Origin of the sequence: Shewanella holmiensis (genome assembly GCF_025370255.1) — a bacterium.
In the GTDB taxonomy this organism is placed as follows: Bacteria; Pseudomonadota; Gammaproteobacteria; order Enterobacterales; family Shewanellaceae; genus Shewanella; species Shewanella holmiensis.
On sequence record NZ_JAMTCD010000017.1, the window covers coordinates 32,294 to 56,341 of the forward strand.

Sequence of the window (24,048 nt, forward strand, 5' to 3'; positions counted from 1 at the left end):
GAAAGTCGTTAAAACATAAAAAGCCGACACGAATGTCGGCTTAAAAAATGATAGTGGGTATTTTACATACCTAAAAACGATTTAGACTTAGATTTACGGATTTCTTTTTCATCAGACCACTCAATTAAGCCTGTTTCTAAATCCATTAAGCGCATGGTCATTTTGTAGTATACATCTGTGGTACTGCCATCTTGCTTGACGATGCTAGATAAATTGCCGTAAAGCATGTATTGCGCACCAATTTGGCGGCCAAATTTAATGGCGGTGGTGGGGTCAACCATGCCGGCATTGTTTTGGTAATCTAATTGTTTACGCACAGAATCCACTTTAGTCATATCAATAAAGCGGAATTTACCTGAGCGTAATAGTTTGTTGCTGATTGAATCGGTTACAGATTCAGTATCGATATGTTCAGAGGTTTTATTCTTAATTTTATCGACAAAAATGATTGGGCGATCATTTTGCGTCATGGCAACCACGGGTGGGAAGGTCAACATGCTATCAACCATTTTGGCGGTAATGGCTTGTAAATCGGAAGAACCAAAGTTCTCATTAACGGTTTCGACTTCAGTGGCATCGCCGTATTCTACTTTCGATTGACATGCAGCAAGACCTAGCACGGCAGCAAGAACAAATATTAGTTTCATTGGTTTCATAATCAATTCCATTAGTTGATAGTGCAATTACAGGATTATTGAATAAAAACGGGTACGATTACCAGTGTCTATAATCCAAATTAATGTGGTTTTGTCAGCTTTTACTTCAATTTTGGTATTTTGTGCGTTGCCTAAGCTGATGTCATATTGGCCCTGGTCAACGTATTGTCTGGCAATTTGAGCCTGTTGAGGCAAGGTTAACCAGCTTCTGCGATCCGCTTGTTCAGTTATCACGTTAAAAATTTGCATCGCGATAGCGCCGGCATCAATTTGATCATTTCGACGCTTACTGTCACTTCTTACACTTTGGGCCATTTCTGCTTTAGCATATACCCGCAGCGCTTGTCTTACCAAGGCCGCTGGTAAATCTTCTTTTAAGGCATTGATTGCAAGTGCATCAATATTGGCAATGGGTTGTGCTTTTAACACAGTACCTAGCCCTTGTACTGTTGCAGGAGCAGCTTGCCGCCCAGATGATTGATATGTTGCTAGCGAAATAGTTTGCCAGTTGCCATCAATGGTAAAAGGTACGGTTAGGCTTTGTTTTTCAGGTACAAAACCACGCTCTATTAACATGACTACTTGTCCTTGACCCGCTTTGGCTAATTGGGCGTCCCCCCAGCGACGTTTGAATTCATCATATTGTGGCATGGATAATTGTTTTGCAAGTCGCACTAAATCTTGCTGCAAGTAATGATTATTCGGGGATATTTGGGCCGCTTTTCGATAATCAATGAAGGCATCATTGGGTTGGCCGAGTAATTCATAAAGCAACCCCGTGGTGTAATAACTGTAAGCATTTAAAAATGAACTGGTGACAGTACCGGCAGTTTTCCCCAGTTTATTCACTTCGGCATCAATGGTGCCATTTGCCATTGCTTGTACAGACTTTTGCGATTTTTGATAGCGAGCTTGCTCACTAGCTTGTAACTCATTACTGCGCCTGACTTCAACCATTGCGCCTTGCGCATCTGCGGCAAATAAATAATTAAGCGCTTGATATTGATGCAGCATGATCCGCTCATAGCCCGGGCCGCGATAGGGAATAGCATTATCATTAAGCAGTAAGCTGCTGGCTTTTGCTCCCATATCTGAAACGCTAACCTTCGCCTGATCATCGAAGGCTTTATACGCTGCAATGGCTTGTTCGTAGTAGGTTTTACTTTTATCAAACTGGCCATTAATTTGCGCCATTCGCCCCGATTCCTGAGCATACAGCAGGCCGTCATTTGAGGTGATTTCTTTAGCTATTGCATCAAGGTTAACGTTAGCCGTTGGGCTATTTAATTGCTGTTTATAGGGGGCGATTTGTGAAGGGTAACTGATAAAGATACTGTTAAATGCGCAGCCTGATAAGGTCAAACACATCAATAAACTGATAATGGTTGAGCGAGGGAGCAAGTTAATTCGCAGTTTCATTCATTATCACCTTTGGACCCTTGCCGATGGAGTGCTATAAATACCGAAATTAGTTAACCGTATCAGGTCGTTGTTGTTCAGGCATGTTGCTGCGCTCAAGTAAGGTTATACCTTGAATATGGTCAAATTCATGCTGAAAAATACGCGCAACAAACCCAACGAGTATGTCAGAGATTAAATTACCATTTAGATCATGGTATTGCACCTTTATCTGCGCATGCCGCCATATTTTTACCCTTTGATCAGGAATCGATAAACAGCCTTCTTCAGCAAGTTCCATTTGTGTTGAGGTTTCTAGAATACGTGGATTGATCACTACAACTGGGCGCATATTTGGGGCGTCGGGGTAGCGTGGGTTCGGTCTTGATGCCATGATAAACATGGCGGCAGAACTAAACACCTGTGGTGCGGCAATACCCACTCCATTAGCTGCCAACATAGTGGTAAGCATATCATCAGCAAGTGATTGAATGGAAACATCAAACACAGTAACAGCTTGTGCATGTTGGGCTAATATTTTTTCGCCAACAGTGGCAATAGGCAAAACCGCTGAGTTTGACATGATCATTCCCTTTTGAAACACCTAAAAATGGCAGGTTTTAATAATGTGGCGGTGGCGTTTCATCGGCTTGGCTGGCCATATTGCTAGGTTCAATAGCTTGCAATCTACTCACCATTAGCATGATTTGATGCTGCTGACGTGCGACCAGATCGTTAAGTTTGATCACTTCTTGGTTTAATTCTTCTAAGGTAATTTCTTGAAATGACATTTTTGTTTCTAAGTCATCAATTTTGGCTAACAGCTGTTCCATCAAAACCTCGTAAATAACATTTATAATTGCCAAGTTTCTAATAAACCTTGGCTGCTCACACTGCTGACCGTTTGGGGTGTGGGCTGGGTAACAGAGTATACTACAGCACCTCTATTTTGGCTGTTTTTAGTCACTTGAACTTGCCATCTTTTTATTCGCTCGCCTGAGCTAACTTGCCACAAAAACACTTCCTTAGACGGTGTTCCCGTGAGTATTTGCGTGTTTTTATTCACAAACCGGGCAGTAGAGAAGTTCATTTGGCGACGATATATGGCTAGTTTACTAACTGATTCACTTGTCGATGACAGCCAAATAGCTGCATTCCCAGTAATGTCTCCGGCAAAACTCAATTTACCATCGCCGCTAAGAGCTACTTTGGTTATGCGTGAACTGAGCTGCCATTGTTGTAATGGTTGTCCTGTTTGGGTTTGCCATAATCTAATTTGACCATCATTGCCGCCACTTAATGCGACCAAGCCATCATCAGAAATTGCCACACTATTAACTTTTTCTTGATGGCCTAAGAATTGAATCAAGCCTTGGTTATTGGGTTTTAGCGACATGACCGAACCATCAGCTAAGCCTACTAATGCATGGCCATTACTAGCCACGGCAACACTTTGAGCATATGACGGCAGGGTCCACCAACCGACAGACTGGCCTGTTGCTAAATCCCACAGTGCCAGTGAGTCACTCGAAAGCGTCGCGGCATAAGCACTATTATTAGCAATCGCGGTATCAAATACATTACTGCTATTTGTTGCGCCATGTATCCAATGGTATTTGATGCTGTTTTCTGTCAATGACCATAGCTGCACGCCATTGTTAGCTGTGCTAATAAGCGCATATTGACCATCTTGAGATAATGTGGCGCTATACGTCGCGTCAGAGGTTAATACCACAGAGTGGTCGGCATTAGGGTGGCAGGCAAACAAAAAAAACGAGCAAAAAAACATCAGTAAAACGCGATACATGAACTTGCTCCTTAAAAAGTTGTCCATAAGGACTCAACCCAATGGTATATCACAAATAGTTAGTATAAAGTGGCCTACTAACATTAGCCTAATTGTCTTAGAACAGACAGTCATGTGCTTATTGTAACCACTTAAGGATGCTGAGGAAGCTTTAATGAAATCAATTTACAAATTATCGTTAGTTGCATTGGCCGTTGTTGGTCTTTCTGCATGTAACCAAGAAGAAGCTGTAGCGAAAAAAGTTGAGCTAACAACTGAAGCTCAAAAAGAAGCTTACAGTGTTGGTGCGTCTATCGGTAAGTACATGTCTGGTCATATCAAAGAACAAGAAGAATTAGGATTTGCTGTTGACCGTTCATTGATTATTCAAGGATTCAGTGATGGTTTAGCCGATACAACTGACCTAACTGAAGAAGAAATGCAAACCGTATTACAAGGTTTAGACAAAAAATTAAACGACAAACGTTTAGAGCAAGCTGAAACATTAGCGGCTAAAGCGGTTGAAGAAGGTCAAAAATTCTTAAGTGACAATAAAGCAAAAGAAGGCGTTGTTACCACTGAGTCTGGCTTACAGTATGAAGTATTAACTGCTGGCGAAGGTGATAAGCCTGCTGCAGAAGATACTGTAGAAGTGCATTACCGTGGTACGTTAACCGATGGTACTGAGTTTGATAGCTCTTATGCTCGTGGCGAACCAGCTAAGTTTCCACTGAATCGCGTTATTCCAGGCTGGACCGAAGGCGTACAGTTAATGAATGTTGGGGCTAAGTATAAGTTTGTTATCCCAGCTGAATTAGCTTACGGCGATCGTGATACTGGTACTATTCCTGCTAACTCAACGTTAGTGTTTGAAGTCGAATTACTGTCAATTGAAAAAGCGGTTGCTGTTGAAGCGCCTGCAAAATAATTAACTTTGATACTAATGAAAAAGGGCGCAGATAGCGCCCTTTTTTATGTTCTAAAACGGTATGGTTAAATCCACTTTAACCGATAGAATACATACATTTGTATACCGATTAATGTGATCAATCCTGCACAAAAAGCGGCGAATGCCCAATTGGTTTCAGCTCCTGGTATCCCGCCAATATTGACCCCAAGTAACCCTGTAAAAAAGCCTAATGGTAAAAATACCGCAGAAATCAGTGATAAAAAATACAATCGCTGATTAAGTTGTTCAGATTGTTTTGACAATAGTTCCTCATGAGTAACACTTGCACGATCACGTACCACATCCAAATCTTCAATCACGCGGATAAGATTTTCTTGAATTTCTCTAAAGCGAATTTTGTCATTGTCATCTAACAGTAAACTATTTTCGTGGAGTATTTTTGTTAATGCTTCACGTTGTGGTGCAAGGTAACGTCGAATAACCACCGTTTGTCTTCTTAGCTCTGCGATATCGGTTCTCAGTGTTTTATTTGCCGTGGTTACCACAAGCTCTTCTAGTTCATCAAGTACGTCTTCAATTTTATGAATGAAATCTACTTGGCGGAGGGTTAATTGCTCTGTTACCGACAAGATAAAGCCTGCACTATCGACCGGGCCTTTTCCCGCCTTAATTTTTTCAGCAACATCAATCACAGAATGCAGTTGGCGTTCACAGGTGGAGATGATCCTATGCTCTTCAGTATAAATACGGATTGATACCATATCTTCCGGATCTGAGTTAGGGTTGAGGTTAACGCCGCGTAAGGTTAGCAGCATGCCATTGTTTGAATGAACAACCCTAGGGCGTGTATCAGCGGCAAGCAGAGTATCTAATTCAGCTTTTCCCAGCCCCTGTTTGGATAGCCAATGGCGAGAATCGGTCGACTTATATTTTAAATGCACCCACAGTAAACCATCTTCGGGTTTCCAATCGGCTAATTGCTCTTTTGATAAAGATTGGCCTGCATTGGGGCCTGTCATGAGTAAGCAATAAATAAATCCATTGTGCATGGCGATTCCTTAAATAGCGGATTTTATCAATTAATCCTTATTGATAGCCTCACTTTACGATATTTTAAGGTAATCACCCAGTAGTTATCGTGTTTTCATCTGCGGCAAAATATCATTTATGGTTTAAAATAGGATAAAACGGTTTAAGCGCGTTTCTCAATTGAATAAGAGTAAAAAATGGAATACGAATTTCGACGTAATCGTCTTGATGGCACTGTGTTTGCCAATTTCACAATGGACCATGAGGTTTTTGGACGCTGGTTTGCTGAAGAGTTAGGAGCAGATGTTATCCGCACTCAGCAGATTGTGGAGAGCATATCGCAATTGATATCAGGAACAACTAACCTTTGGCGCGACATTGGTACTGATTTGACTATAGATGCAGATTCAGAGCAGGTGCGAATTTTCGTAAATGCGATAGATTTTGATGAAGAACATGATTTCGAAGAGGGCATGGGCTTATATGATGCCGAATCAGAAGGATATTGTGGGCTTGAGGATTTTGATAAAGCGTTGAAAAGTTGGTTGGTTTTTATTCAAGAATAATACAATGACGCGAACATTTTTGCATTATGCCCGCGCGTTAAATAAATGAGCTAGCATTCCCTAACACCATGCTCATCAAAATAGTCACTAGCACTGAAGAATAAATCACGATGTCCTTACGAACATCGTGATCATTTAAGTCATCTGTACCTATAACTGCTGTCACTTATTTATTCTATTGATTTAAATACCTAACCGCCATTTCTGTTCGTGACTTAGCGTTGGCTTTACGCAGTAAGTTTTTAACATGAACTTTTACTGTGCCCTCGCTAATATGCAAATCTTCCGATATCACTCGATTACTTTTGCCTTCGGCAAGCTCTTGCAGAATTTGTAGTTCACGTGGCGTGAGGCTTTCAATCCATTGGTTATCGTCAGTGGCATTTTTTAACTCATACATGTAGGCTTCGACTTCTTCGCTGATCACGCGATGGCCTAACATGGCTTTTTTAAGCTGCTCAAGTAATAACTCAGGCTCAGTATCTTTGAGTAAGTAGCCATCAGCGCCAGCGCGCAGTAAACGGATAACATCTTGTTTTGCATCAGATACTGTTAAAATAACAATTCTGGCAGTCACGCCTTCTTGGCGCATAGCATTAAGCGTATCTAAGCCTGACATGCCCTTCATATTTAAATCTAATAAGATAATATCGGGTTCGTTATCACTTAACGCAGTAAGGGCATCTAAACCTGTACCAGCTTCTCCAAATAAAGTGAAATCTCCATCAGATGTAATAAGTTGGCAAATACCACGACGAAGTAAGGGATGATCGTCGACAACGAGTACTGAATATGGTTTACCCATTTAAAGGCTCCTGCTGTGGTGGAAAACTAAGAGTAACGGTTGTGCCGCCTTGTGTATTGGCACTAAAGGACAATTGCCCATTTAATTTACTGGCTCGCTCATGCATGATCCCGATCCCAAAATGTTGATCTCGTTCTTTTAAGTGCGATACCCCAACACCGTCATCTGAAATCGTGATGTTGATTATTCCTGAAGCGGATAGCTGACAATCTATCACGATATGTTTGGCATTTGCGTGTTTTATTGCATTTAAAGTTGCTTCGCGGGTTAATTGTAAAATATGAATATGTTGTTTGGCTTCAAGCAAATGTGCTGACAGTTTGTAATTCAAACTTAGTTGGATATCGGTTTGGGAACGTAATTGGTCCAGCATGACTTCTAAAGCGTGATTTAAGTTGGGCTCTTTAATGGTTAAGCGGAATGTAGATAATAATTCACGCAGTTGAGCGTAGGCAAAACTTACCCCATCGTTAATTTCAACAATCTGGTTTTCGACTTCTTCGTTACGACAATTATCCGGTAGCTTTTTGCGTAATAAACTGACCTGAATTTTTAAAAATGACAGTAATTGCCCTAGTGAGTCATGAAGTTCTCTGGCAATCACCGCACGCTCTTCCATCAAGGCTAATTGCTGTCTTTGTTCGGTGGCATTATGGATGGTAATCGACCGTGCTAGCATAACGGCGAAATTTTTAAATAATGGGTTATTGAGTTGTAGTGAGGAAATAACCTCTAGATATCCTTGACGAACTTTATCTAACTGTAAAGGGAAGCACACACTGTTTTTAATGTGTTCAGGCCAGCCATTACTGGCATGAATAATGTCTTGCGATTGATCTTCGTGCTCAATCACTAATCTGAGAAAATTTAAATTTTCATAATTTTGCAGCTGATTCAACGCCGATTTAAGTGCTTTGTAATCTAACCGATCGGAATGCAGCATAATAAGGTTATCGTACAAAAAATTTAACTCATTATTGGTGCGGGTGAGCGCTAAGGTTTTTTCGGCGACCTGATTTTCAAGATCTTCATACAAATTGGATAATTCTGAGGCCGTTTTTTTCAAGGCATTACTCAATGCGGTCAACTCGATATAATCTGTTTTAGGCATATCGACTTTGAAATTACCCTGTGAAATAGTGAGTGCACTATCCATCAAAAGTTGTAGGGGCTTTACAACGCGTCTACGGGTAAAAATCACCGCCACTGCAGCTACAGCAAGCATTAAGGTTAAGCCTATGACTTGGCTTAATACTAATAGTTTCAGTTTATAGGCCGCAAATAGCTCTATTTCCATCACTAAAATATCAATAGTATCGACAAAATCCTTCAATGAATCACGGTATGACCGAGTATCACCCGCCTCAGCATACGCTTTCATAACCTGCCACTTATCGATCACTAATAGATACTGATTTGATAAGGGGTTTGGGGAGTACCACTTCAGTGAATTTTGTAAAACATCTGATTTTAGCGTGTTTTCAAACTCTTTAATTTTCTCTGAAACGATGTTACTGCCTGAATTACTCATAAGCAGTAATCGATAGCTTTGCATGCGCAGTGAACCCGAGGCATTAATGGCGCGCGAATCACCTAAGCTAAATGATAAGTTAACAATGGCATACAGCGCTAAACTGGAAGAAAGTAAAATAAGGACTAACATTAGTCCAAAAATCGTAGAGGTAAGGCTACCGCGCTTTAACATTTTTGTTCCATTTTGTTGATATATGTTGCGTTATAAGTGTGTCATATTTTGTTGTTTAAAACAGGCTACAAGTATTGCAAACAGAGAGTTCTACATTAGCGGTCACTTTATTACATTAACAAATTTGAAAAAATGTGAGATACAACACGTTCACATATTGATCTGGCGCATACTTCTATAACTATACTCCTAAAGGGGTATTTTTTGTTGGTGATAAACTAGCTAATTTTGACCTTGGAGATATCGTGGTTATTAATTAAATATAAAGTAACACGGAGTTAAAGGTGATGAAGATGAACGTAAAAACAACTGCACTAAGTGCTGTTATTGCGGCCAGCTTTATGGTTGCTGGAGCAATGGCAAGCGATAAAACTGAACCCCGCAATGAAGTATACAAAGATAAATATGCAGCGCAATATGAATCATGGCATGACACAGCAGAAAGCAAAGAAATTGTTGATATGCTTGAAGAAGTGCCTAGCCTAGTTGTGCTATGGGCCGGTTACGGTTTTGCGAAAGATTATAATGCGCCTCGTGGCCATATGTATGCAGTTACTGATGTTACTAATACATTGCGTACGGGTGCCCCAAAAAATGCTGAAGACGGCCCAATGCCAATGGCATGTTGGAGCTGTAAAAGTCCTGATGTTCCTCGTGTAATTGAAGAACAAGGCGAAAATGGTTATTTTGCTGGCAAGTGGGCTAAAGGCGGCCCAGAGATAGTCAATACTATCGGTTGTGCTGACTGTCATGAAAAAGGCTCTGCTAAATTACGTTTATCTCGTCCATTCGCAGAGCGCGCAATGGAGACAATTGGTACGCCATTTGATAAAGCTTCTCGTAAAGACAAGCAATCAATGGTGTGTGGCCAATGTCACGTAGAGTACTACTTTGAGAAAACTGCAGACCGTCCAGGTTTTGTGAAATTCCCATGGGATATGGGTACCACGGTTGAGCAGATGGAAGTTTACTATGACAGCATGGAGTTCTCTGACTGGACTCATGCAGTATCTAAAACACCAATGCTAAAAGCACAGCACCCGGGTTATGAAACTTGGAAGCTAGGCGTTCATGGTAAAAACAACGTAACTTGTACCGATTGTCATATGCCTAAAGTGGCTAAAGCAAACGGCAAAGGTAAATTCACCGATCATAAAGTGGGTAACCCATTTGATCGTTTCGAAGAAACCTGTGCGACTTGTCATAACCAAAGCAAAGAGTTCATGGTTGATTTAACTAATGAACGTAAGAAGAAAGTGAATGAGCTAAAAACTAGCGCTGAAACTCAACTTGTTAAAGCTCACTTTGAAGCAAAAGCGGCTTGGGATGCGGGTGCAACTGAAGCTGAAATGAAGCCTATCCTTATGGATATCCGTCATTCACAATGGCGTTGGGACTATGCAACAGCATCACATGGTGTTGCAGCTCACGCAGCTGATGAAGCGTTACGTATTTTAGGTACTTCTGTAGATAAAGCGGCTAATGCCCGTATCAAGCTTGCTCAATTATTAGCGGCTAAAGGTGTTAAGCAACCAATAGCTTACCCAGATACATCTACTAAAGCTAAAGCACAAGCTGCATTAGGTATGGACATGAAAACGATGAATGCAGAAAAAGACGCATTCAAGAAGAATGTTGTGCCTAAATGGCAAGAAGAAGCTAAAAAACGCGAAGCAACTTACAAGTAACAAGCTAAGTGTTATTCAGGTTAATGAATAAATTTCTCTGAATTAAAACTTCAACATCAAAAGCCCTCATTCTGAGGGCTTTTTTTTCGCATAAATAATCTGATTTCAACCTCAAGATGGGTTGCTGTTATGTGTCTTTTCGCGCTTTAAACTTCGCACCAAGATCAAGCAAGCGGATTTTTATGCGCACCATCATGGTGCTTATTTGTCATGCAATTTACTGCTAAAAATCATCTTTTCATTTAAATACAGTTAGTTAAATAGTTGGCCTGATGATTGAATCTGTTATTGCAACAAATGCATAACAAGATGTCTTTTTATTAATTTTTGGAGGTCGAGATGAAACTCGTCAGCGCAATCATCAAACCATTTAAGCTAGATGATGTCCGTGAAGCCATTGCAGGTATGGGCATCGAAGGTATGACAGTTACTGAGGTGAAAGGTTTTGGTCGTCAAAAAGGGCATACAGAGCTGTATCGTGGTGCCGAATATCAAGTGGATTTTTTACCAAAAGTAAAATTAGAGATTGCCACTAAAGAAGAAAACTTAGACATGTTAATTGAAGCTATCACTACGGCAGCTCATACCGGAAAAATTGGTGACGGCAAAATTTTTGTCACTGAGTTAGAACAAGCCATTCGTATTCGTACGGGTGAAGTTGATAACGAAGCATTATAAGGGGCGATCATAATGGAAGAATTAGCAAAATTAGGACTGACAGTTAGCGAGTTGCGCTTTGCGTTAGATACCTTCTACTTTTTAATCTCTGGTGCATTAGTCATGTGGATGGCAGCTGGCTTTGCAATGTTAGAAGCGGGTTTGGTTCGCTCAAAAAACACCACAGAGATTTTAACTAAAAACGTGTGTTTATATTCCATCGCTTGTGTAATGTATCTGCTAGTGGGTTATAACATCATGTACGTTGATAATGCAGAAGGTGGCATTATTCCATCCTTTGCGGCGTTAATCGGTACACAAGCCGCCGACGCAGATCATGCACTTGAATCTGATTTCTTCTTCCAAGTGGTGTTTGTTGCAACAGCAATGTCGATTGTATCTGGAGCCGTTGCCGAGCGTATGAAGCTATGGGCTTTCCTTGCTTTCTCAGTGGTAATGACCGCAGTGATATATCCTGTTGAAGGTTACTGGACATGGGGTGGCGGATTTATCTCTGAAGCAGGTTTTGTTGACTTTGCAGGCAGTGGCATTGTGCACATGGCTGGTGCAGCCGCTGCAATTTCAGGGGTACTATTACTAGGAGCCCGTAAGGGAAAATATGGTGCAAATGGTCAAGTTCATCCTATTCCTGGGTCTAACTTGCCTATGGCGACTTTAGGTATGTTTATTTTATGGATGGGTTGGTTTGGCTTTAACGGTGGTTCACAGTTATTAGTGTCAGATGCTGAGAATGCTTCAGCAGTTGCTAAAATCTTTGTTAACACTAACTCTGCCGCAGCGTTTGGCGCAGTATCAGCCTTGATTGTGTGTAAAATGGTTTGGGGTAAAGCTGATTTAACCATGATTTTAAACGGTGCATTAGCGGGCTTAGTGGCTATCACTGCTGACCCACTATCACCTTCATTGGTAATGGCTGGTGTAATTGGTTTGGTTGCTGGTGGCGTGGTTATCTTCTCTATTATTGGCTTTGACCGTATTAAAATTGATGACCCAGTAGGCGCAATTTCAGTTCACGGTGTAGCTGGATTTTTAGGTCTGATGTTAGTGCCGCTATCAAATGCTGATGCGAGCTTTGGGTCTCAGTTATTTGGTGCAGGTGTTATCTTTGGTTGGGTATTTGCAGCTTCACTAGCAGTATGGTTTGTACTGAAAGTCACTATGGGTATTCGTGTAACAGAAGAAGAAGAGTACAACGGTATGGACGCTTCTGATTGTGGTATTGATGCTTATCCAGAGTTTGTGAGTGTTAAAACCGCAGGCTAGTAATATACGCGCTATGATTAAGCAGAGTCCTTTTGGGCTCTGTTTTTTATGTGTTAGATTAAACCTGATCACACAGCAGGAGGGGTTATGAAGCAATTAACAAAGCGGGCGTGTCTCACTATTGCCTTAAGCGGCTTATTGTTCAGTGGGTTATCTACAGCTGGTCAGGTTGTCGTTAGAAAGTCTTCAGAGTCTTTCGATGCTTTTGCGGTAAGAGATCAGGTAATCAAAGATTATGAGTGGCAAGAAGCACTGAGAATGCAGCAACAAATTCAAATTCTGCAATCATTACCATTAGGATGCTTGCCTATGGCTGTGCCATATCGTTACTTTACTTGTAACGGCTTGGCTTATCGTCCTTATCAATATCAAAACAAAGAGTTATATATTCAAATCGATCAACCTAACGGATATAAACCATCTCGATAGAGAATATCACCTACTGCTGAATACCATTTGAAGTGATTTTTTGGCTGAAAATGCAATGCTTGACTAAACTTACCTTATTCGTATCTCGTTTAAGAGGCTTAGGTTATGTTAAACATTTCCTTTACGCAGTACGTAATGCGTCTTTATTCTGGCCAACAAAGCGATAGGGGATTTATCACTATCCTGTTATTTGTTGCTTTTTTAAGTTTAATGTCTGGCTGCCAAACCACTCCTAAATCTAACCAAACTATTGCCATAGAACCTTTGTTCCATGATGAGTTATTCATGCCTGTTGATGTCATCACACCTGAACAAATTTATGCCTTGCCTCGCGAATACATTGCTCAAGTTAAACAAGATTATTATAAAGACAAAAATATTCGTCATAAAAATATCTCTCCTCATGAATGGTTATCTCAATACATTGGCGCACAAAATGGTGGCTTTGAATATCGAGATCATTTTACCCGTCCAGCCAGTATTACTTCTACCGTGAGAGAGGGTAACTGCATGTCATTAGTGGTGTTGTCTGCTGCACTGGCTGAAGCATTTAATATTCCCGTTGAGTTTCAAGATATCGATGTTGAACCTATTTGGGATAAACGCGGTGGATTTTACTTGGTAAATGGCCATGTAAATTTATTCTTATCACCGGCAATCGATGCCAATGTGGTGGCATTCAGCGATCGTAAAATATTGGTCGACTTTTTACCTGAGCGGGCCGTCCGTGGTTACAGTAAAACCATTGTGAATAAACAAACGCTGACCGCAATGTACTATAACAATGTTGCTGCAGAGGCTTTAGTCGAGCAGCAATATGATTTAGCGTATGCATTAATCAAACAAAGCATCAAAAGCGATCCGAGTTTTGTATCAAGTATTAATACCCTTGCTGTGATATATCGCCATAAAGGTGATAATCAGAAGGCCGAACAGGCCTATCGTGCAGCCCTAGCAATGGATAAAGAAGATATGACAACCCTATTCAATCTAGCTCTTATCTTAGGTGAACAAGACAGATTGGAAGAATGGGCTGAAGTGCATAAAATTTTAGAGTTAAGCCGAATAAATAACCCTTTCTATTATTATGATATGGCCCAGCAGGCTTATTTCGAACAACATTATCAAGAAGCATTAGTATGGTACAAACGTGCATTGGCAAAGGCTGATTATCGGCATGAGTTTTATTTTGGATTATCCAGAACCTACTGGGCAACGGGAGAGCACAGATTAGCCCAAAAAAATATGCAAAAGGCGTTAGCATTAACAGGGGATGAAGACAGTAAGCGTAGATACCAAAGTAAGCTTCAAGCGATGAAACGTTGGTAATCATTTTTCGGCAAAATGATCGCTATTGGGATAAATTATTTTGAAATAAGCGTTATTAACAGACTATTTAACCAGAACACTGGTCAATCAATCTTCAGCGGTTATTTCAAGGGAAAACTGCGTTGAATTGACTTGCATAGGCTAACTATTGACGCGTAAATTGACTTGGTTATCACTAACAATCTTTGCCTGAATCGGTAGGTTTCTGATTTGATGATATTAATTAGTTAACAAATCTTTTAGCCAGTTTTAGATTATTTAATTTGTTCGGTCAGTTTGTAGTTGCCCTGTTCAGCATTCAGTAAAATTTGCTGATACTGATTGGTTTGTTTTAGTTGTGAAATAGCCTCATCAACTAAGACTGTGGTGTCTGGATCATGGCAGGCAATATAACGGGGGGATTGGTCGAATAAAATCACCTGAGTCACTTCATAAGGGAATTTAATCCGATCGCTTAATTGATTGCGGTAATAATCGAAAATCTGGCGTTCAAGAATAATTGCTTGAATACGTTCACTGAATAACATTAAGACCTGATTTTGTTGGCTAGCAATTTCGTTATAATTTTTATGGGTCTTTGATAAATCAAAAAACTCTTCACCTAAGAAATGATCTGCATTTTGAAACCCTATTAAAGAGTAATGTTTAAGATCTTGTATTGTATCTATTTTGAGCTTGTTCTTAGTCAGAAAAAACACACTATTTTGATAATCAATTAAGCTTTGGGTTAAGAATAACCCATAGCTATTTGAAGGAGCATTAATAAGGCAGTCAATGTTTTTTGTTTTGACTAATCGTAACGCCCTGCGATTAGTTGCAAACGTAATCTCACCTAACTGCAAATGACTCATTTCTAAGGCTGCATTTAATAGTTCATACTGAAGGCCGCCCTTCTTATCGACAAAAAAGTAAGGTTCAATATTACTACTGGTGGCAAAATTGATTGTTTTATCCTCTGCAGCCAAAGTCACCTCATTGGCTAATACAAAACTAAAGCATGCCAAAAATCCGAGAAGTATCGGCTTGATGTTAAAGCTTATTTTGTATTGAGTATGTTTCAATTCACGCCCCTCTCTTTAAGCGGTAATGTTTGCGGATTCACTCTAACTTTTTATCATTCTCGATCTTAAAGCATAACAACTCAAAGAGTATTTTGCTGAGGATATGGCAATTAGCTTTCATGCTGATAATTAATTATGATTAAAATTGAAAACGTTATGTTAATTTTATTTAAAAACAACAGTATAAGATTTAAATATTAAAATATGAATAGTTTATTGATTTATCAGTGGATAATGGGTAAATTTTAATATCATCTACCATTAGAACCCGATATTTGGGACAAATAAATGTAAAGTGGTTTAAATTTAGCCTGTAAAGCCGGAGTTGTATTATATGTATTACCAAAATGATGATGTTCGCATCAATGAAGTCAAAGAGTTACTACCTCCTATTGCGATTCTAGAGCGATTTCCAGCATCCGAAAATGCATCAGAAACGGTATTTACGGCACGAAATAACATTCACAACATTTTAGCCAGAAAGGATGACCGTTTATTAGTGGTGATTGGTCCTTGCTCAATTCATGATCCTAAAGCTGCGCTAGAATACGGCCAACGATTAGCGGTAATGCGTAAAAAATATGCCGATCAGCTAGAAGTGGTTATGCGAGTCTACTTTGAAAAGCCACGTACGACAGTCGGTTGGAAAGGACTGATAAATGATCCTTATATGGATAACAGTTTTCAACTGAATGATGGTCTACGCACGGCCAGAAAATTATTAGTGGATTTAAACGATCTTGGCATTCCAACTGCGGGTGAGTATTTAGATATGATTACCCCGCAATATGTGGCAGATATGATGTGTTGGGGAGCCATTGGTGCCCGTACAACTGAATCTCAGGTGCATCGAGAGCTAGCATCGGGTTTATCATGTCCTGTTGGCTTTAAAAATGGTACCGATGGCACCATTAAGGTAGCGATTGATGCCATTGGTGCCGCGAATGCTCCGCACCACTTTTTGTCTGTAACTAAGTTTGGTCATTCCGCGATTGTGTCGACCAAAGGTAATCCTGATTGTCATATTATTCTTCGCGGAGGAAAGGCGCCTAACTACAGTGCTAAAGATGTCAGTGTCATTCAGGCACAGCTAAAATCCTCAAACCTTGCTGACAACGTGATGATTGATTTTAGCCATGCAAATAGCGCTAAAGATTATCGACGCCAAATGCTAGTGGCAGAAGATGTTGCATCACAAATATCTGCAGGCAATCAGGGGATCTTTGGCGTGATGGTTGAAAGCCACCTTGTAGCAGGTCGCCAGGATATTGTCGATGGTAAAGTGGCCTGCTATGGCCAGAGCGTAACGGATGCTTGCATCGGTTGGCCAGACACTGAATCATTACTGGCTACATTAAGTGACAGCGTGATAAAACGCCGAGGGGTATAGGTTAAAATAAAAGGCGCTAAAAGCGCCTTTTTTATGCATATTCAATTTTAAATCTGTCACAGTTAATGTGAAAACAAGGCGATAAATAATAAGCCCTTATGCTTGGTTATTACTGTTCAGAAATAGCTGTAGCAAGCCGCTTTAAAATATCATTTAACGCGGTACTGCACCTCGAAAAACAACAATAAATCAGCATATTAAATACTAATCTAAACACCACTAAGTAATTGAATCAAAATATAAACTCAGATACCGTTTTTATCAATCAAAATGAATCTAAAAACGAGTAATTCTTCAGGCTCGTTGACGATTAATCGTAAAGAAATGCAATGCCCGTAGTATCGATATCGATTAACTCTTTGGCATTGACTCTAATGGCTGCATCCGGGTTATCTAGTCGTAACGAGTTAATGCGTTGCCACCATAGATAGCCCAACAGCAGCTGAAGTGATTTTTGTGTCTAAACTGACTTCAATCACTGCAAGGGAAACCGAATTCATGAATTATCAATCTCCTTTTTGACTGCAAAATAATAAGTAAAAATAAACAGTTATTGTTTACCCTACTATATAAATATTCAAATCATACGTAGGTTTCTGTGGATATTTTTCATGTATGATCGCGCAGATCAAGTTAATCACTTGAAGGCGAAATCTTGTTCATTCAATAGTCACAGTATTCAGCATATACAGCCCCTAGAAACATGACTAACTTAAATTAACGAGATAACTAAAGGGAGTGAGGAAAAAGGGGGGATTTTAGCGCTGTTGGCTAAGCCAATTGAATGTTGATTTTAATTTCAATTCAACTTCAACTTCAACTTCAGAATATTACCCAATCATTTTCCCTAAGCAATTAATATCGCTTTCGTATAAAACATTAGCGCAAACAATATTTTGCCCTCCTTCAAAAAAGAGGGTTGAGCATTCCTATATAAAGTAACTAACCCAAAGTATAGATTACTTCGAATTTTCGCTTAGATATTGGTTGGCTTTTGCAAGTGTGCCAAAGGCTAAAATGAGATTATTGCGGCCTTTATCCTGTAACTCTGGATTACCTGACTCTATCATCATCCACACCCATGTTTGAATGAGCTGTAATGGGGGGTATTTTACATTCGTACTTTCCAAGATAACGCTTCCTAAAAAATCGTGGTGCTCGATAAACGGTTACGGCAACAAATTATCTCACTATGCGACCGACTCAAGCAAAGGGTAACAAATTCTGAATATAGAAATAACTCTAATTCGGCTAAAAAGACATAAATTCGGCTTCATTTCATTAAATAATAGTACATTTGAATATGATTTTAAAATTTATGTAAGTCTAAAGTATTACAATTGATAGTTGTTAAGACTATTATTGATAGGGATCTCCCATGACGAGTTTGCTAACTTGTTAACAAAGTAATTTATTAGAAAGTGTTATCATCAGATTTAATAAATACAGCCACCAAAGTCAATTTGATTGATTGCACATTATTTGGAGTTAAATATGCGGCCATCCGCCTATTTTGAAGGACCAGTAGGTAAATTAAACTGGCAAGTATTAAGAATGCTATGGCCCTACCTAATTGAGTTTAAAGGTCGAGTTGCTTTGGCGATGGCGTGTTTAGTTGTGGCTAAATTAGCCAGTGTAGGTTTACCATTTATTCTAAAAGAAATGGTCGACACCTTAAGTCAAAATACCTCAATGGCTACGGCTATCGTTGCAGCACCGATTGGTTTAGTGCTTGCTTATGGCGCAATAAGATTTCTCAATGTGGTCATCGGTGAAGTACGAGACACGCTTTTTGGTCGAGTCACTGAGCGGGCCATTCGGCGTTTAGGCCTTGCGGTATTTGATCACTTGCATAGGCTAGATTTAGATTTTCATTTAGATCGCCGTACTGGCGGATTATCACGCGACATTGAACGGGGCACCAGCGGCGTCAGTTTTTTAATGCGCTTTATGGTATTTAACATTGTGCCGACCTTGCTTGAGATCACTTTAGTTATTGGTATTTTCTTCTTTCAGTATGGTATCAGTTTTGCCTTGATCACTTTGGTGTCCGTGATGGCTTATATTGGGTATTCGGTCATGGCGACTGAGTGGCGAACTGAGTATGTACGCGAGGCTGCAAGGGCTGATTCATTATCGAATACTCGTGCAATTGATAGCTTGTTAAATTATGAAACGGTTAAATATTTTAACAACGAATCCCATGAGTCTGAACGTTATGACTCTGCATTGAGTCAGTGGGAAGTGGCCAAAAGAAAAAACCGTTTATCACTATTTGCCTTGAACGCAGGGCAAGCGCTTATTATTGCTATCGCCATGACAGCCATGATGGGGCTCGCAGCGTATGAAGTTTCGCAAAGCACCATGAGTATTGGCGACTTTGTATTGATTAACGCCTTTATGATGCAGTTATTTATTCCACTTAATTTTTTAGGATTTGTTTACCGTGAAATCAGAGGCGCTTTGGCTAATATTGAGCGTATGTTTGATATTTTAGATAAACAACCAAAAGTCGTTGATATGGATGATGCCATTCATCAATCACCTAAATTAGGGACAATTAAATTTGAAAATGTCAGCTTTCAATACGATGAAAGACAAATTTTGCATGACGTCAGCTTTGAAGTGCCTTTAGGCAAAAAAGTGGCCGTAGTAGGGGATAGCGGAGCTGGTAAGTCAACTTTAATAAAGTTATTGTTTCGCTTTTATGACGTTAATAAAGGCTGCATATCTATCAATGGTACCGATATTCGCCATCTTACTCAGCAAGCATTACGCCAAGCCATTGCGATAGTGCCTCAAGATACCGTGCTATTTAACGATAGTTTGTATGAAAACATTCGATACGGAAGACCCAGTGCGACACAAGCTGAAATAGAGCAAGCGGCACAAATGGCGCATTTGAGTGATTTTATTGCGTCATTACCTCAACAATGGCAAACCAAAGTGGGTGAGAGAGGCTTGAAATTGTCGGGCGGTGAAAAACAAAGGGTCTCCATTGCAAGGGCTATTTTAAAATCAGCGCCATTTCTGGTATTTGATGAAGCAACCTCATCTTTAGATAGTCGTTCAGAAAAGGCCATTTTAAATGCGCTGAGGGATGCTGCTAAAGGACATACCAGCTTGGTGGTTGCTCATCGATTATCGACCATTATTGATGCGGATATTATAGTTGTGCTCAGCAAAGGGCGGGTGGTTGAAGTTGGCAATCATACTGACTTAATTACTGCACAAGGATTATATGCCCATTTATGGCAGATTCAGAATGAGCAAGCATCTTAGCAAGTATAAAAATGCATTTGAGGAATTGTTAAAAATTGTGTTTGTTTATCGGGTATGAGTATAATTAATTGCCAAACACTAGATAGTGATCGATTTTTGGGGGGCAACTCATACCCCTGATTTGTGGTTAATTGTAATTGATAAATCAATATATCTGAGGCTAGTTAATAGTCTCATTTTCAAGCCTTTCATTTGGCTTATCAAGCAGTGAACAATTTTCAATTAAAGTAAAATATTGTTAAGTGCCAATGGCATATGGAGAGGGCAGATGCAAAATATTCCTTTAATAGCAGCATTAGAAGGCACTCAGCATAAAGTGAGTACCGACTGGTTTGCTATTATGGCTATGCTAAAAACACGTGAGTTGTCAGATGATGACATTAACAATGTTTATAATGAGCTTTGCGCGGGTTTAAGAGTAACAACTCGAGGGGTCACTTTATCTAAGCTATCCGCGGATGATTTAAATGAGCAGATAATTAAGCAATCTAAAGATAAGGATATACTGATATAATTGTTTGTCCTAACAGGTTGCGTTCATTAACAGATTAATCTCGCGGTACCAAACAGTTTATCTATCGATATAAAAGAGGGAATAACGGCTTATTTTTTCTGCCACCCTATGCAGACAAGCTTGATTAGCGTATCAGGTTTGTCTAGTGGGATGAGACGGGTTATTTTTCCTTGATCAAAACACACCATTTCGCCTTCAATCTCAGTTAGACGGTCACAATTTTGACAGCTGTAGCTGGCGGTTTTGTTATTAGGCACGGTTTGATGGTTTTTCCTATCCAAGTTTCTATCCTTTAAAGCGTGTTACCGATGCATAGCAGAAGTAAGTGATGTACCTTCCAATTTACCTGAGTAATGTGACAGAAGTATCATACTGTAGTTTAGCCGATAACACGTTAGCTTAAAAGTAATACTTTGGGAGTGTATTGACAGTCACTTATATAACCATGTGCTTATAATGCTGATCTAAAGAAATTGACACACCGCTTGATATCACGATATGAGCATGTTTTCGTGTTAGCAATCGCGCATCATGTACCCCACAAGAATGCGCTATCATGGCTAAATCATAATGTAAGTAATGGTTATAGCTGGCCACACGTGTTGACTTGTCTTTGGGATCTAATCCCTGTTGCAACCGTTTATTGTGGGTGGTGATCCCTGTTGGACAGGTATCTTTGTTGCATTGAAGAGATTGAATACACCCTAACGCAAACATATTCCCCCTGGCCGAGGCGATAAAGTCTGCACCTGTAGCCAGCGCCCATGCAACATAAGATGGCATCACCAACTTACCAGTGGCTATAATTTTGATGCGTTGACGTAATCCTTTTTGAATGAATAGATCAACCAATCTAGGCAAACTCTCTCTTAGTGGTAATCCCACATTATCCATTAGTGCTTGTGGTGCCGCTCCTGTACCGCCATCAGAACTGTCCAGCGTGAAAAAGTCAGGCGCGTGTTCTATTCCTCGGCGCGAAATCTCATCACACATATCTTCAATCCAGCTGATATCGCCAATAACAGCTTTAATACCTGTTGGTTTGCCAGTGGCATGTCTAATCTGGGCAATCATATCTAAAATATCTGCTACACAAGTGATTTCAGGATGACCATTGGGGCTAATTGAGTCTTCGCCAACAGGGATACCCCGAATATGGGCAATTTCTTCCGTCACTTTTAGACCAGGTAAAATTCCCCCTTTGCCGGGTTTAGCGCCTTGACTGAGTTTTAATTCAAACATTTTTACTTGTGGATGGGCTGCAATTTGCGCGAGTTTGTTATCATCCAGTTGACCTTGCTCATTGCGTACCCCGTATTTGGCGGTACCAATTTGAAAGACTAAATCGCAATTGCCTTTAAGGTGATGCGGACTTAATCCGCCTTCTCCTGTATTTAACCAACACCCTGCTTGAGCTGCTCCGTGGGATAAGGCGGTAACAGCAGGTCTTGATAATGCACCAAAACTCATAGCTGAAATGTGGCAAATTTTGTCAGTGGTATAAGGTGAAGTGCAGAATTCACCTACAGTTACTGCAATTGGTAGTTGATGAGCATGATCGCTAATCGGAAATGCAGAGTTAAGAAATAAAATACTGCCTTGTTTGTCGAGCGGTTGTGTTGAGCCAAATGCGATAGTGCGATCAACATTTTTCGCTGCACGATACACCCAGCTGCGTTCTGCGCGATTAAAAGGTAGTTCTTCGCGGTCGTTAGCAAAAAAGTATTGTCTAAAAAACTCACCTTGCTTTTCAAATAAATAACGAAATCGACCAACAACGGGATAATTATGCCTGATGGCCTGTTTTGTTTGTAATTTATCAGCGATGTACATATAGACTACGCTGATCAGTACTACCCAAAAAAGAATAAGAAACAGTCCAGAAAAAAGATCAATTCCCCATAAAATCCACGGTTGAAGCTGCATGTATTATCCTTAATAACGATATATTTCCTCAATACTGAAATGGTATGAGGTAAAAGCGCTGACGGTTGATGTTTATCCATTTTTACTTGGATATTTGCCTTTAGTGCCGTTGTATTACTGCTAATATTGAGTGTAGCTGGTGTTTTTTACAATTATCTCTTTAGGTTAAAATTTAAACGTCGATAAAGATACATCAATTTAAAAATAAGGCGAACGTTATGGAAATCAAATCAACCCGAAATCTCGCGCAATATGCATCCGTGTCGAGTCCGGCTGACAAAGATAAACAAAAAGCCGCCGACAGTGGTCAAACACAAATCACTCCTGCAGTTGAACAAAAATCCAATATGTCAGTAAGCCAAATTACCAAGCGGTTAATGAATGGGCAAATATTGGCCGCACAGGAAAAAGTTACACTAGCGTCTGGCGATCAATCAATGGCGCTATTGTATCGCAGTGCAATCGATGCCATTGATTCAGAGTTAGATCTGGTATTGGGTGAGAATACGCCTGCTAAACCGATGGCGGGAGCTGAGATTGATTATTCACCAGCAGCCACCGCAGATCGTATTTTACAATTTGCGACGGGCTTTTTTGCATTGCATCAACAACAAAATCCAGAAAGTGATTATGAACAGCAGTTACATAGCTTTATGGACAAAATTACTAAAGCGATAGATGACGGTTTTGGTCAAGCGAAAGAAATCCTTTCTGGATTAAAAGTGTTGCAAGGTGATATAGCAGCAGGTGTGGAGAACACTTATGAACTTATTCAAAGTGGATTAGCCAAGTTTAAGTCAGACATGCTACCTTCAAGCAATGACCTAAAAGAATAAGGATGAATTATGTGGGTAACAGGTGAGGTGCTGGAAAGAATTGATTGGAATGAAAAATTGTTTTCATTAAAAATTAAAGCGGCAGTAGAACCTTATACCGCTGGTCAATTTATTAAATTGAGTCAGGTCCGTGACGATAAGCGGGTGGCAAGAGCTTATTCTGTGGTAAACCCACCAGGCAGTGACTGTGTTGAAATATTAGCCGTTGCCGTTGAAGATGGATTATTGTCACCGGATCTACAATCTCTCAATCCAGGAGATAATATTGAAGTTACCCCTAAAGCCACTGGTTTTATGACCCTAGATGAAATTCCACAAGGCGTGTTACAAGGTAAACACCTATGGTTACTGTCTACTGGTACTGCTGTTGGTCCCTTTTTATCCATGTTATTAACAGATGAGCCCTGGCAAAGATTTGAAAAAGTAGTATTAGTGTATGGCGTTCGCATTGCTAAAGATCTGGCTTACTTAGACTTGATCAAACAGCTACAAGCCAAATATCCTCATCAGTTTGTGTTTGTCCCCATCGTCACCCGCGAACCATTTGAAGATGCACTAACCTGTAGGATCCCTGAAGCCATTCAAAGTGGGCTTTTACAACAAAAAGCCGCATTAGATATAAATCCTGAAAATTCGCAAGTGATGATTTGTGGTAACCCAGGGATGATCACCGAAGCGCAAAGTGTGCTATTAGAGTTGGGACTCGCTAAAAATTTAAGACGAGCTCCTGGGCAAATTACTGTTGAAAAATACTGGTAACCAATCAGTCTATTATTGCTTGTTATATATTAGAAGCA

General features: G+C 40.1%; 24 protein-coding genes. 12 read left to right on the forward strand and 12 right to left on the reverse strand.

Annotated elements, in window-relative coordinates; all coding sequences use genetic code 11:
• Positions 1 to 62: 62 nt before the first annotated feature.
• From lpoB to NE535_RS13030, 5 genes are read right to left on the reverse strand one after another with little or no spacing between them, the layout of a single operon-like run.
• Complete coding sequence (gene lpoB / locus NE535_RS13010; RefSeq protein WP_261299059.1) at positions 63 to 656, reverse strand: penicillin-binding protein activator LpoB; 594 nt, start codon at positions 654 to 656, stop codon at positions 63 to 65.
• A gap of 27 nt (positions 657 to 683) precedes the next feature.
• On the reverse strand, positions 684 to 2,075 hold the full coding sequence (locus NE535_RS13015; RefSeq protein WP_261299060.1) for a COG3014 family protein: 1,392 nt from the start codon (positions 2,073 to 2,075) through the stop codon (positions 684 to 686).
• A 49-nt stretch (positions 2,076 to 2,124) separates the two neighbouring features.
• Positions 2,125 to 2,658 (reverse strand): peptide deformylase, encoded by a 534-nt coding sequence (def, locus tag NE535_RS13020; protein WP_371931150.1) that lies wholly within the window; start codon positions 2,656 to 2,658, stop codon positions 2,125 to 2,127.
• Between the two features lie 16 nt (positions 2,659 to 2,674).
• Positions 2,675 to 2,887 (reverse strand): SlyX family protein, encoded by a 213-nt coding sequence (locus tag NE535_RS13025; protein ID WP_188840786.1) that lies wholly within the window; start codon positions 2,885 to 2,887, stop codon positions 2,675 to 2,677.
• Positions 2,888 to 2,907: 20 nt separating this feature from the next.
• On the reverse strand, positions 2,908 to 3,861 hold the full coding sequence (locus NE535_RS13030; protein WP_261299062.1) for a WD40 repeat domain-containing protein: 954 nt from the start codon (positions 3,859 to 3,861) through the stop codon (positions 2,908 to 2,910).
• 154 nt (positions 3,862 to 4,015) lie between these two features.
• On the opposite strand from NE535_RS13030, the gene fkpA reads away from it, so the two are divergent.
• Entirely contained in the window at positions 4,016 to 4,768 is a 753-nt protein-coding gene (gene fkpA / locus NE535_RS13035) for an FKBP-type peptidyl-prolyl cis-trans isomerase (RefSeq protein ID WP_261299063.1), read from the forward strand.
• Between the two features lie 65 nt (positions 4,769 to 4,833).
• On the opposite strand, the gene NE535_RS13040 is transcribed toward fkpA, so the two are convergent.
• Positions 4,834 to 5,799, reverse strand: coding sequence for a zinc transporter ZntB (locus NE535_RS13040; protein WP_261299064.1), 966 nt, complete (start codon positions 5,797 to 5,799; stop codon positions 4,834 to 4,836).
• Positions 5,800 to 5,976: 177 nt separating this feature from the next.
• On the opposite strand from NE535_RS13040, the gene NE535_RS13045 reads away from it, so the two are divergent.
• Positions 5,977 to 6,345 carry a YacL family protein gene (locus tag NE535_RS13045; protein WP_261299065.1) on the forward strand — a complete coding sequence of 123 codons (369 nt, stop codon included), beginning with the start codon at positions 5,977 to 5,979 and terminating at the stop codon, positions 6,343 to 6,345.
• A gap of 37 nt (positions 6,346 to 6,382) precedes the next feature.
• Here NE535_RS13045 and NE535_RS13050 read toward each other — a convergent pair whose 3' ends face one another.
• Genes NE535_RS13050 through narQ form a run of 3 tightly spaced genes read right to left on the reverse strand, consistent with a single transcriptional unit; the run spans position 6,383 to position 8,855 of the window.
• Complete coding sequence (locus tag NE535_RS13050; protein ID WP_261299066.1) at positions 6,383 to 6,511, reverse strand: hypothetical protein; 129 nt, start codon at positions 6,509 to 6,511, stop codon at positions 6,383 to 6,385.
• A gap of 9 nt (positions 6,512 to 6,520) precedes the next feature.
• Positions 6,521 to 7,150: a response regulator gene (locus tag NE535_RS13055; protein ID WP_261299067.1), complete on the reverse strand. Its 630-nt coding sequence runs from the start codon at positions 7,148 to 7,150 to the stop codon at positions 6,521 to 6,523.
• A complete protein-coding gene (gene narQ / locus NE535_RS13060; RefSeq protein WP_261299068.1) occupies positions 7,143 to 8,855 on the reverse strand; it encodes a nitrate/nitrite two-component system sensor histidine kinase NarQ in 1,713 nt (570 codons plus the stop codon). The genes NE535_RS13055 and narQ overlap by 8 nt, the downstream gene beginning before the upstream one ends.
• Before the next feature lie 287 nt (positions 8,856 to 9,142).
• On the opposite strand from narQ, the gene nrfA reads away from it, so the two are divergent.
• The 5 genes from nrfA (at position 9,143) to NE535_RS13085 (ending at position 14,242) form a co-directional block, all read left to right on the forward strand.
• Positions 9,143 to 10,543 carry an ammonia-forming nitrite reductase cytochrome c552 subunit gene (nrfA, locus tag NE535_RS13065; RefSeq protein ID WP_371931154.1) on the forward strand — a complete coding sequence of 467 codons (1,401 nt, stop codon included), beginning with the start codon at positions 9,143 to 9,145 and terminating at the stop codon, positions 10,541 to 10,543.
• Between the two features lie 339 nt (positions 10,544 to 10,882).
• A complete protein-coding gene (glnK, locus tag NE535_RS13070) occupies positions 10,883 to 11,221 on the forward strand; it encodes a P-II family nitrogen regulator (RefSeq protein ID WP_188840778.1) in 339 nt (112 codons plus the stop codon).
• Positions 11,222 to 11,233: 12 nt separating this feature from the next.
• Positions 11,234 to 12,484: an ammonium transporter gene (locus NE535_RS13075; protein WP_261299070.1), complete on the forward strand. Its 1,251-nt coding sequence runs from the start codon at positions 11,234 to 11,236 to the stop codon at positions 12,482 to 12,484.
• An 87-nt stretch (positions 12,485 to 12,571) separates the two neighbouring features.
• A complete protein-coding gene (locus NE535_RS13080; RefSeq protein WP_261299071.1) occupies positions 12,572 to 12,913 on the forward strand; it encodes a hypothetical protein in 342 nt (113 codons plus the stop codon).
• A 210-nt stretch (positions 12,914 to 13,123) separates the two neighbouring features.
• Complete coding sequence (locus NE535_RS13085) at positions 13,124 to 14,242, forward strand: tetratricopeptide repeat protein (protein WP_425347462.1); 1,119 nt, start codon at positions 13,124 to 13,126, stop codon at positions 14,240 to 14,242.
• A gap of 254 nt (positions 14,243 to 14,496) precedes the next feature.
• Here NE535_RS13085 and NE535_RS13090 read toward each other — a convergent pair whose 3' ends face one another.
• A complete protein-coding gene (locus NE535_RS13090) occupies positions 14,497 to 15,303 on the reverse strand; it encodes a substrate-binding periplasmic protein (RefSeq protein WP_261299073.1) in 807 nt (268 codons plus the stop codon).
• A 334-nt stretch (positions 15,304 to 15,637) separates the two neighbouring features.
• Here NE535_RS13090 and aroG point away from each other — a divergent pair, with 334 nt between their 5' ends.
• Positions 15,638 to 16,693, forward strand: a complete 1,056-nt coding sequence (gene aroG, locus NE535_RS13095; protein WP_261299074.1) for a 3-deoxy-7-phosphoheptulonate synthase AroG — start codon at positions 15,638 to 15,640, stop codon at positions 16,691 to 16,693.
• Positions 16,694 to 17,652: 959 nt separating this feature from the next.
• Here aroG and NE535_RS13100 read toward each other — a convergent pair.
• The gene (locus NE535_RS13100) at positions 17,653 to 17,823 is read right to left on the reverse strand and encodes a hypothetical protein (RefSeq protein ID WP_261299075.1); all 171 of its coding nucleotides are present in this window, start codon (positions 17,821 to 17,823) and stop codon (positions 17,653 to 17,655) included.
• A 364-nt stretch (positions 17,824 to 18,187) separates the two neighbouring features.
• Here NE535_RS13100 and NE535_RS13105 point away from each other — a divergent pair, with 364 nt between their 5' ends.
• A complete protein-coding gene (locus tag NE535_RS13105; RefSeq protein ID WP_261299076.1) occupies positions 18,188 to 19,975 on the forward strand; it encodes an ABCB family ABC transporter ATP-binding protein/permease in 1,788 nt (595 codons plus the stop codon).
• Between the two features lie 268 nt (positions 19,976 to 20,243).
• On the forward strand, positions 20,244 to 20,489 hold the full coding sequence (locus tag NE535_RS13110) for a hypothetical protein (RefSeq protein ID WP_261299077.1): 246 nt from the start codon (positions 20,244 to 20,246) through the stop codon (positions 20,487 to 20,489).
• A 435-nt stretch (positions 20,490 to 20,924) separates the two neighbouring features.
• On the opposite strand, the gene NE535_RS13120 is transcribed toward NE535_RS13110, so the two are convergent.
• Positions 20,925 to 22,415, reverse strand: coding sequence for an FMN-binding glutamate synthase family protein (locus NE535_RS13120; protein WP_261299079.1), 1,491 nt, complete (start codon positions 22,413 to 22,415; stop codon positions 20,925 to 20,927).
• Between the two features lie 218 nt (positions 22,416 to 22,633).
• Between NE535_RS13120 and NE535_RS13125 the strand changes: the two genes are divergently transcribed.
• The gene (locus tag NE535_RS13125; protein ID WP_261299080.1) at positions 22,634 to 23,251 is read left to right on the forward strand and encodes a DUF5610 domain-containing protein; all 618 of its coding nucleotides are present in this window, start codon (positions 22,634 to 22,636) and stop codon (positions 23,249 to 23,251) included.
• A 9-nt stretch (positions 23,252 to 23,260) separates the two neighbouring features.
• Entirely contained in the window at positions 23,261 to 24,010 is a 750-nt protein-coding gene (locus tag NE535_RS13130) for a ferredoxin--NADP reductase (protein WP_261299081.1), read from the forward strand.
• The last annotated feature ends 38 nt before the right edge of the window (positions 24,011 to 24,048 follow it).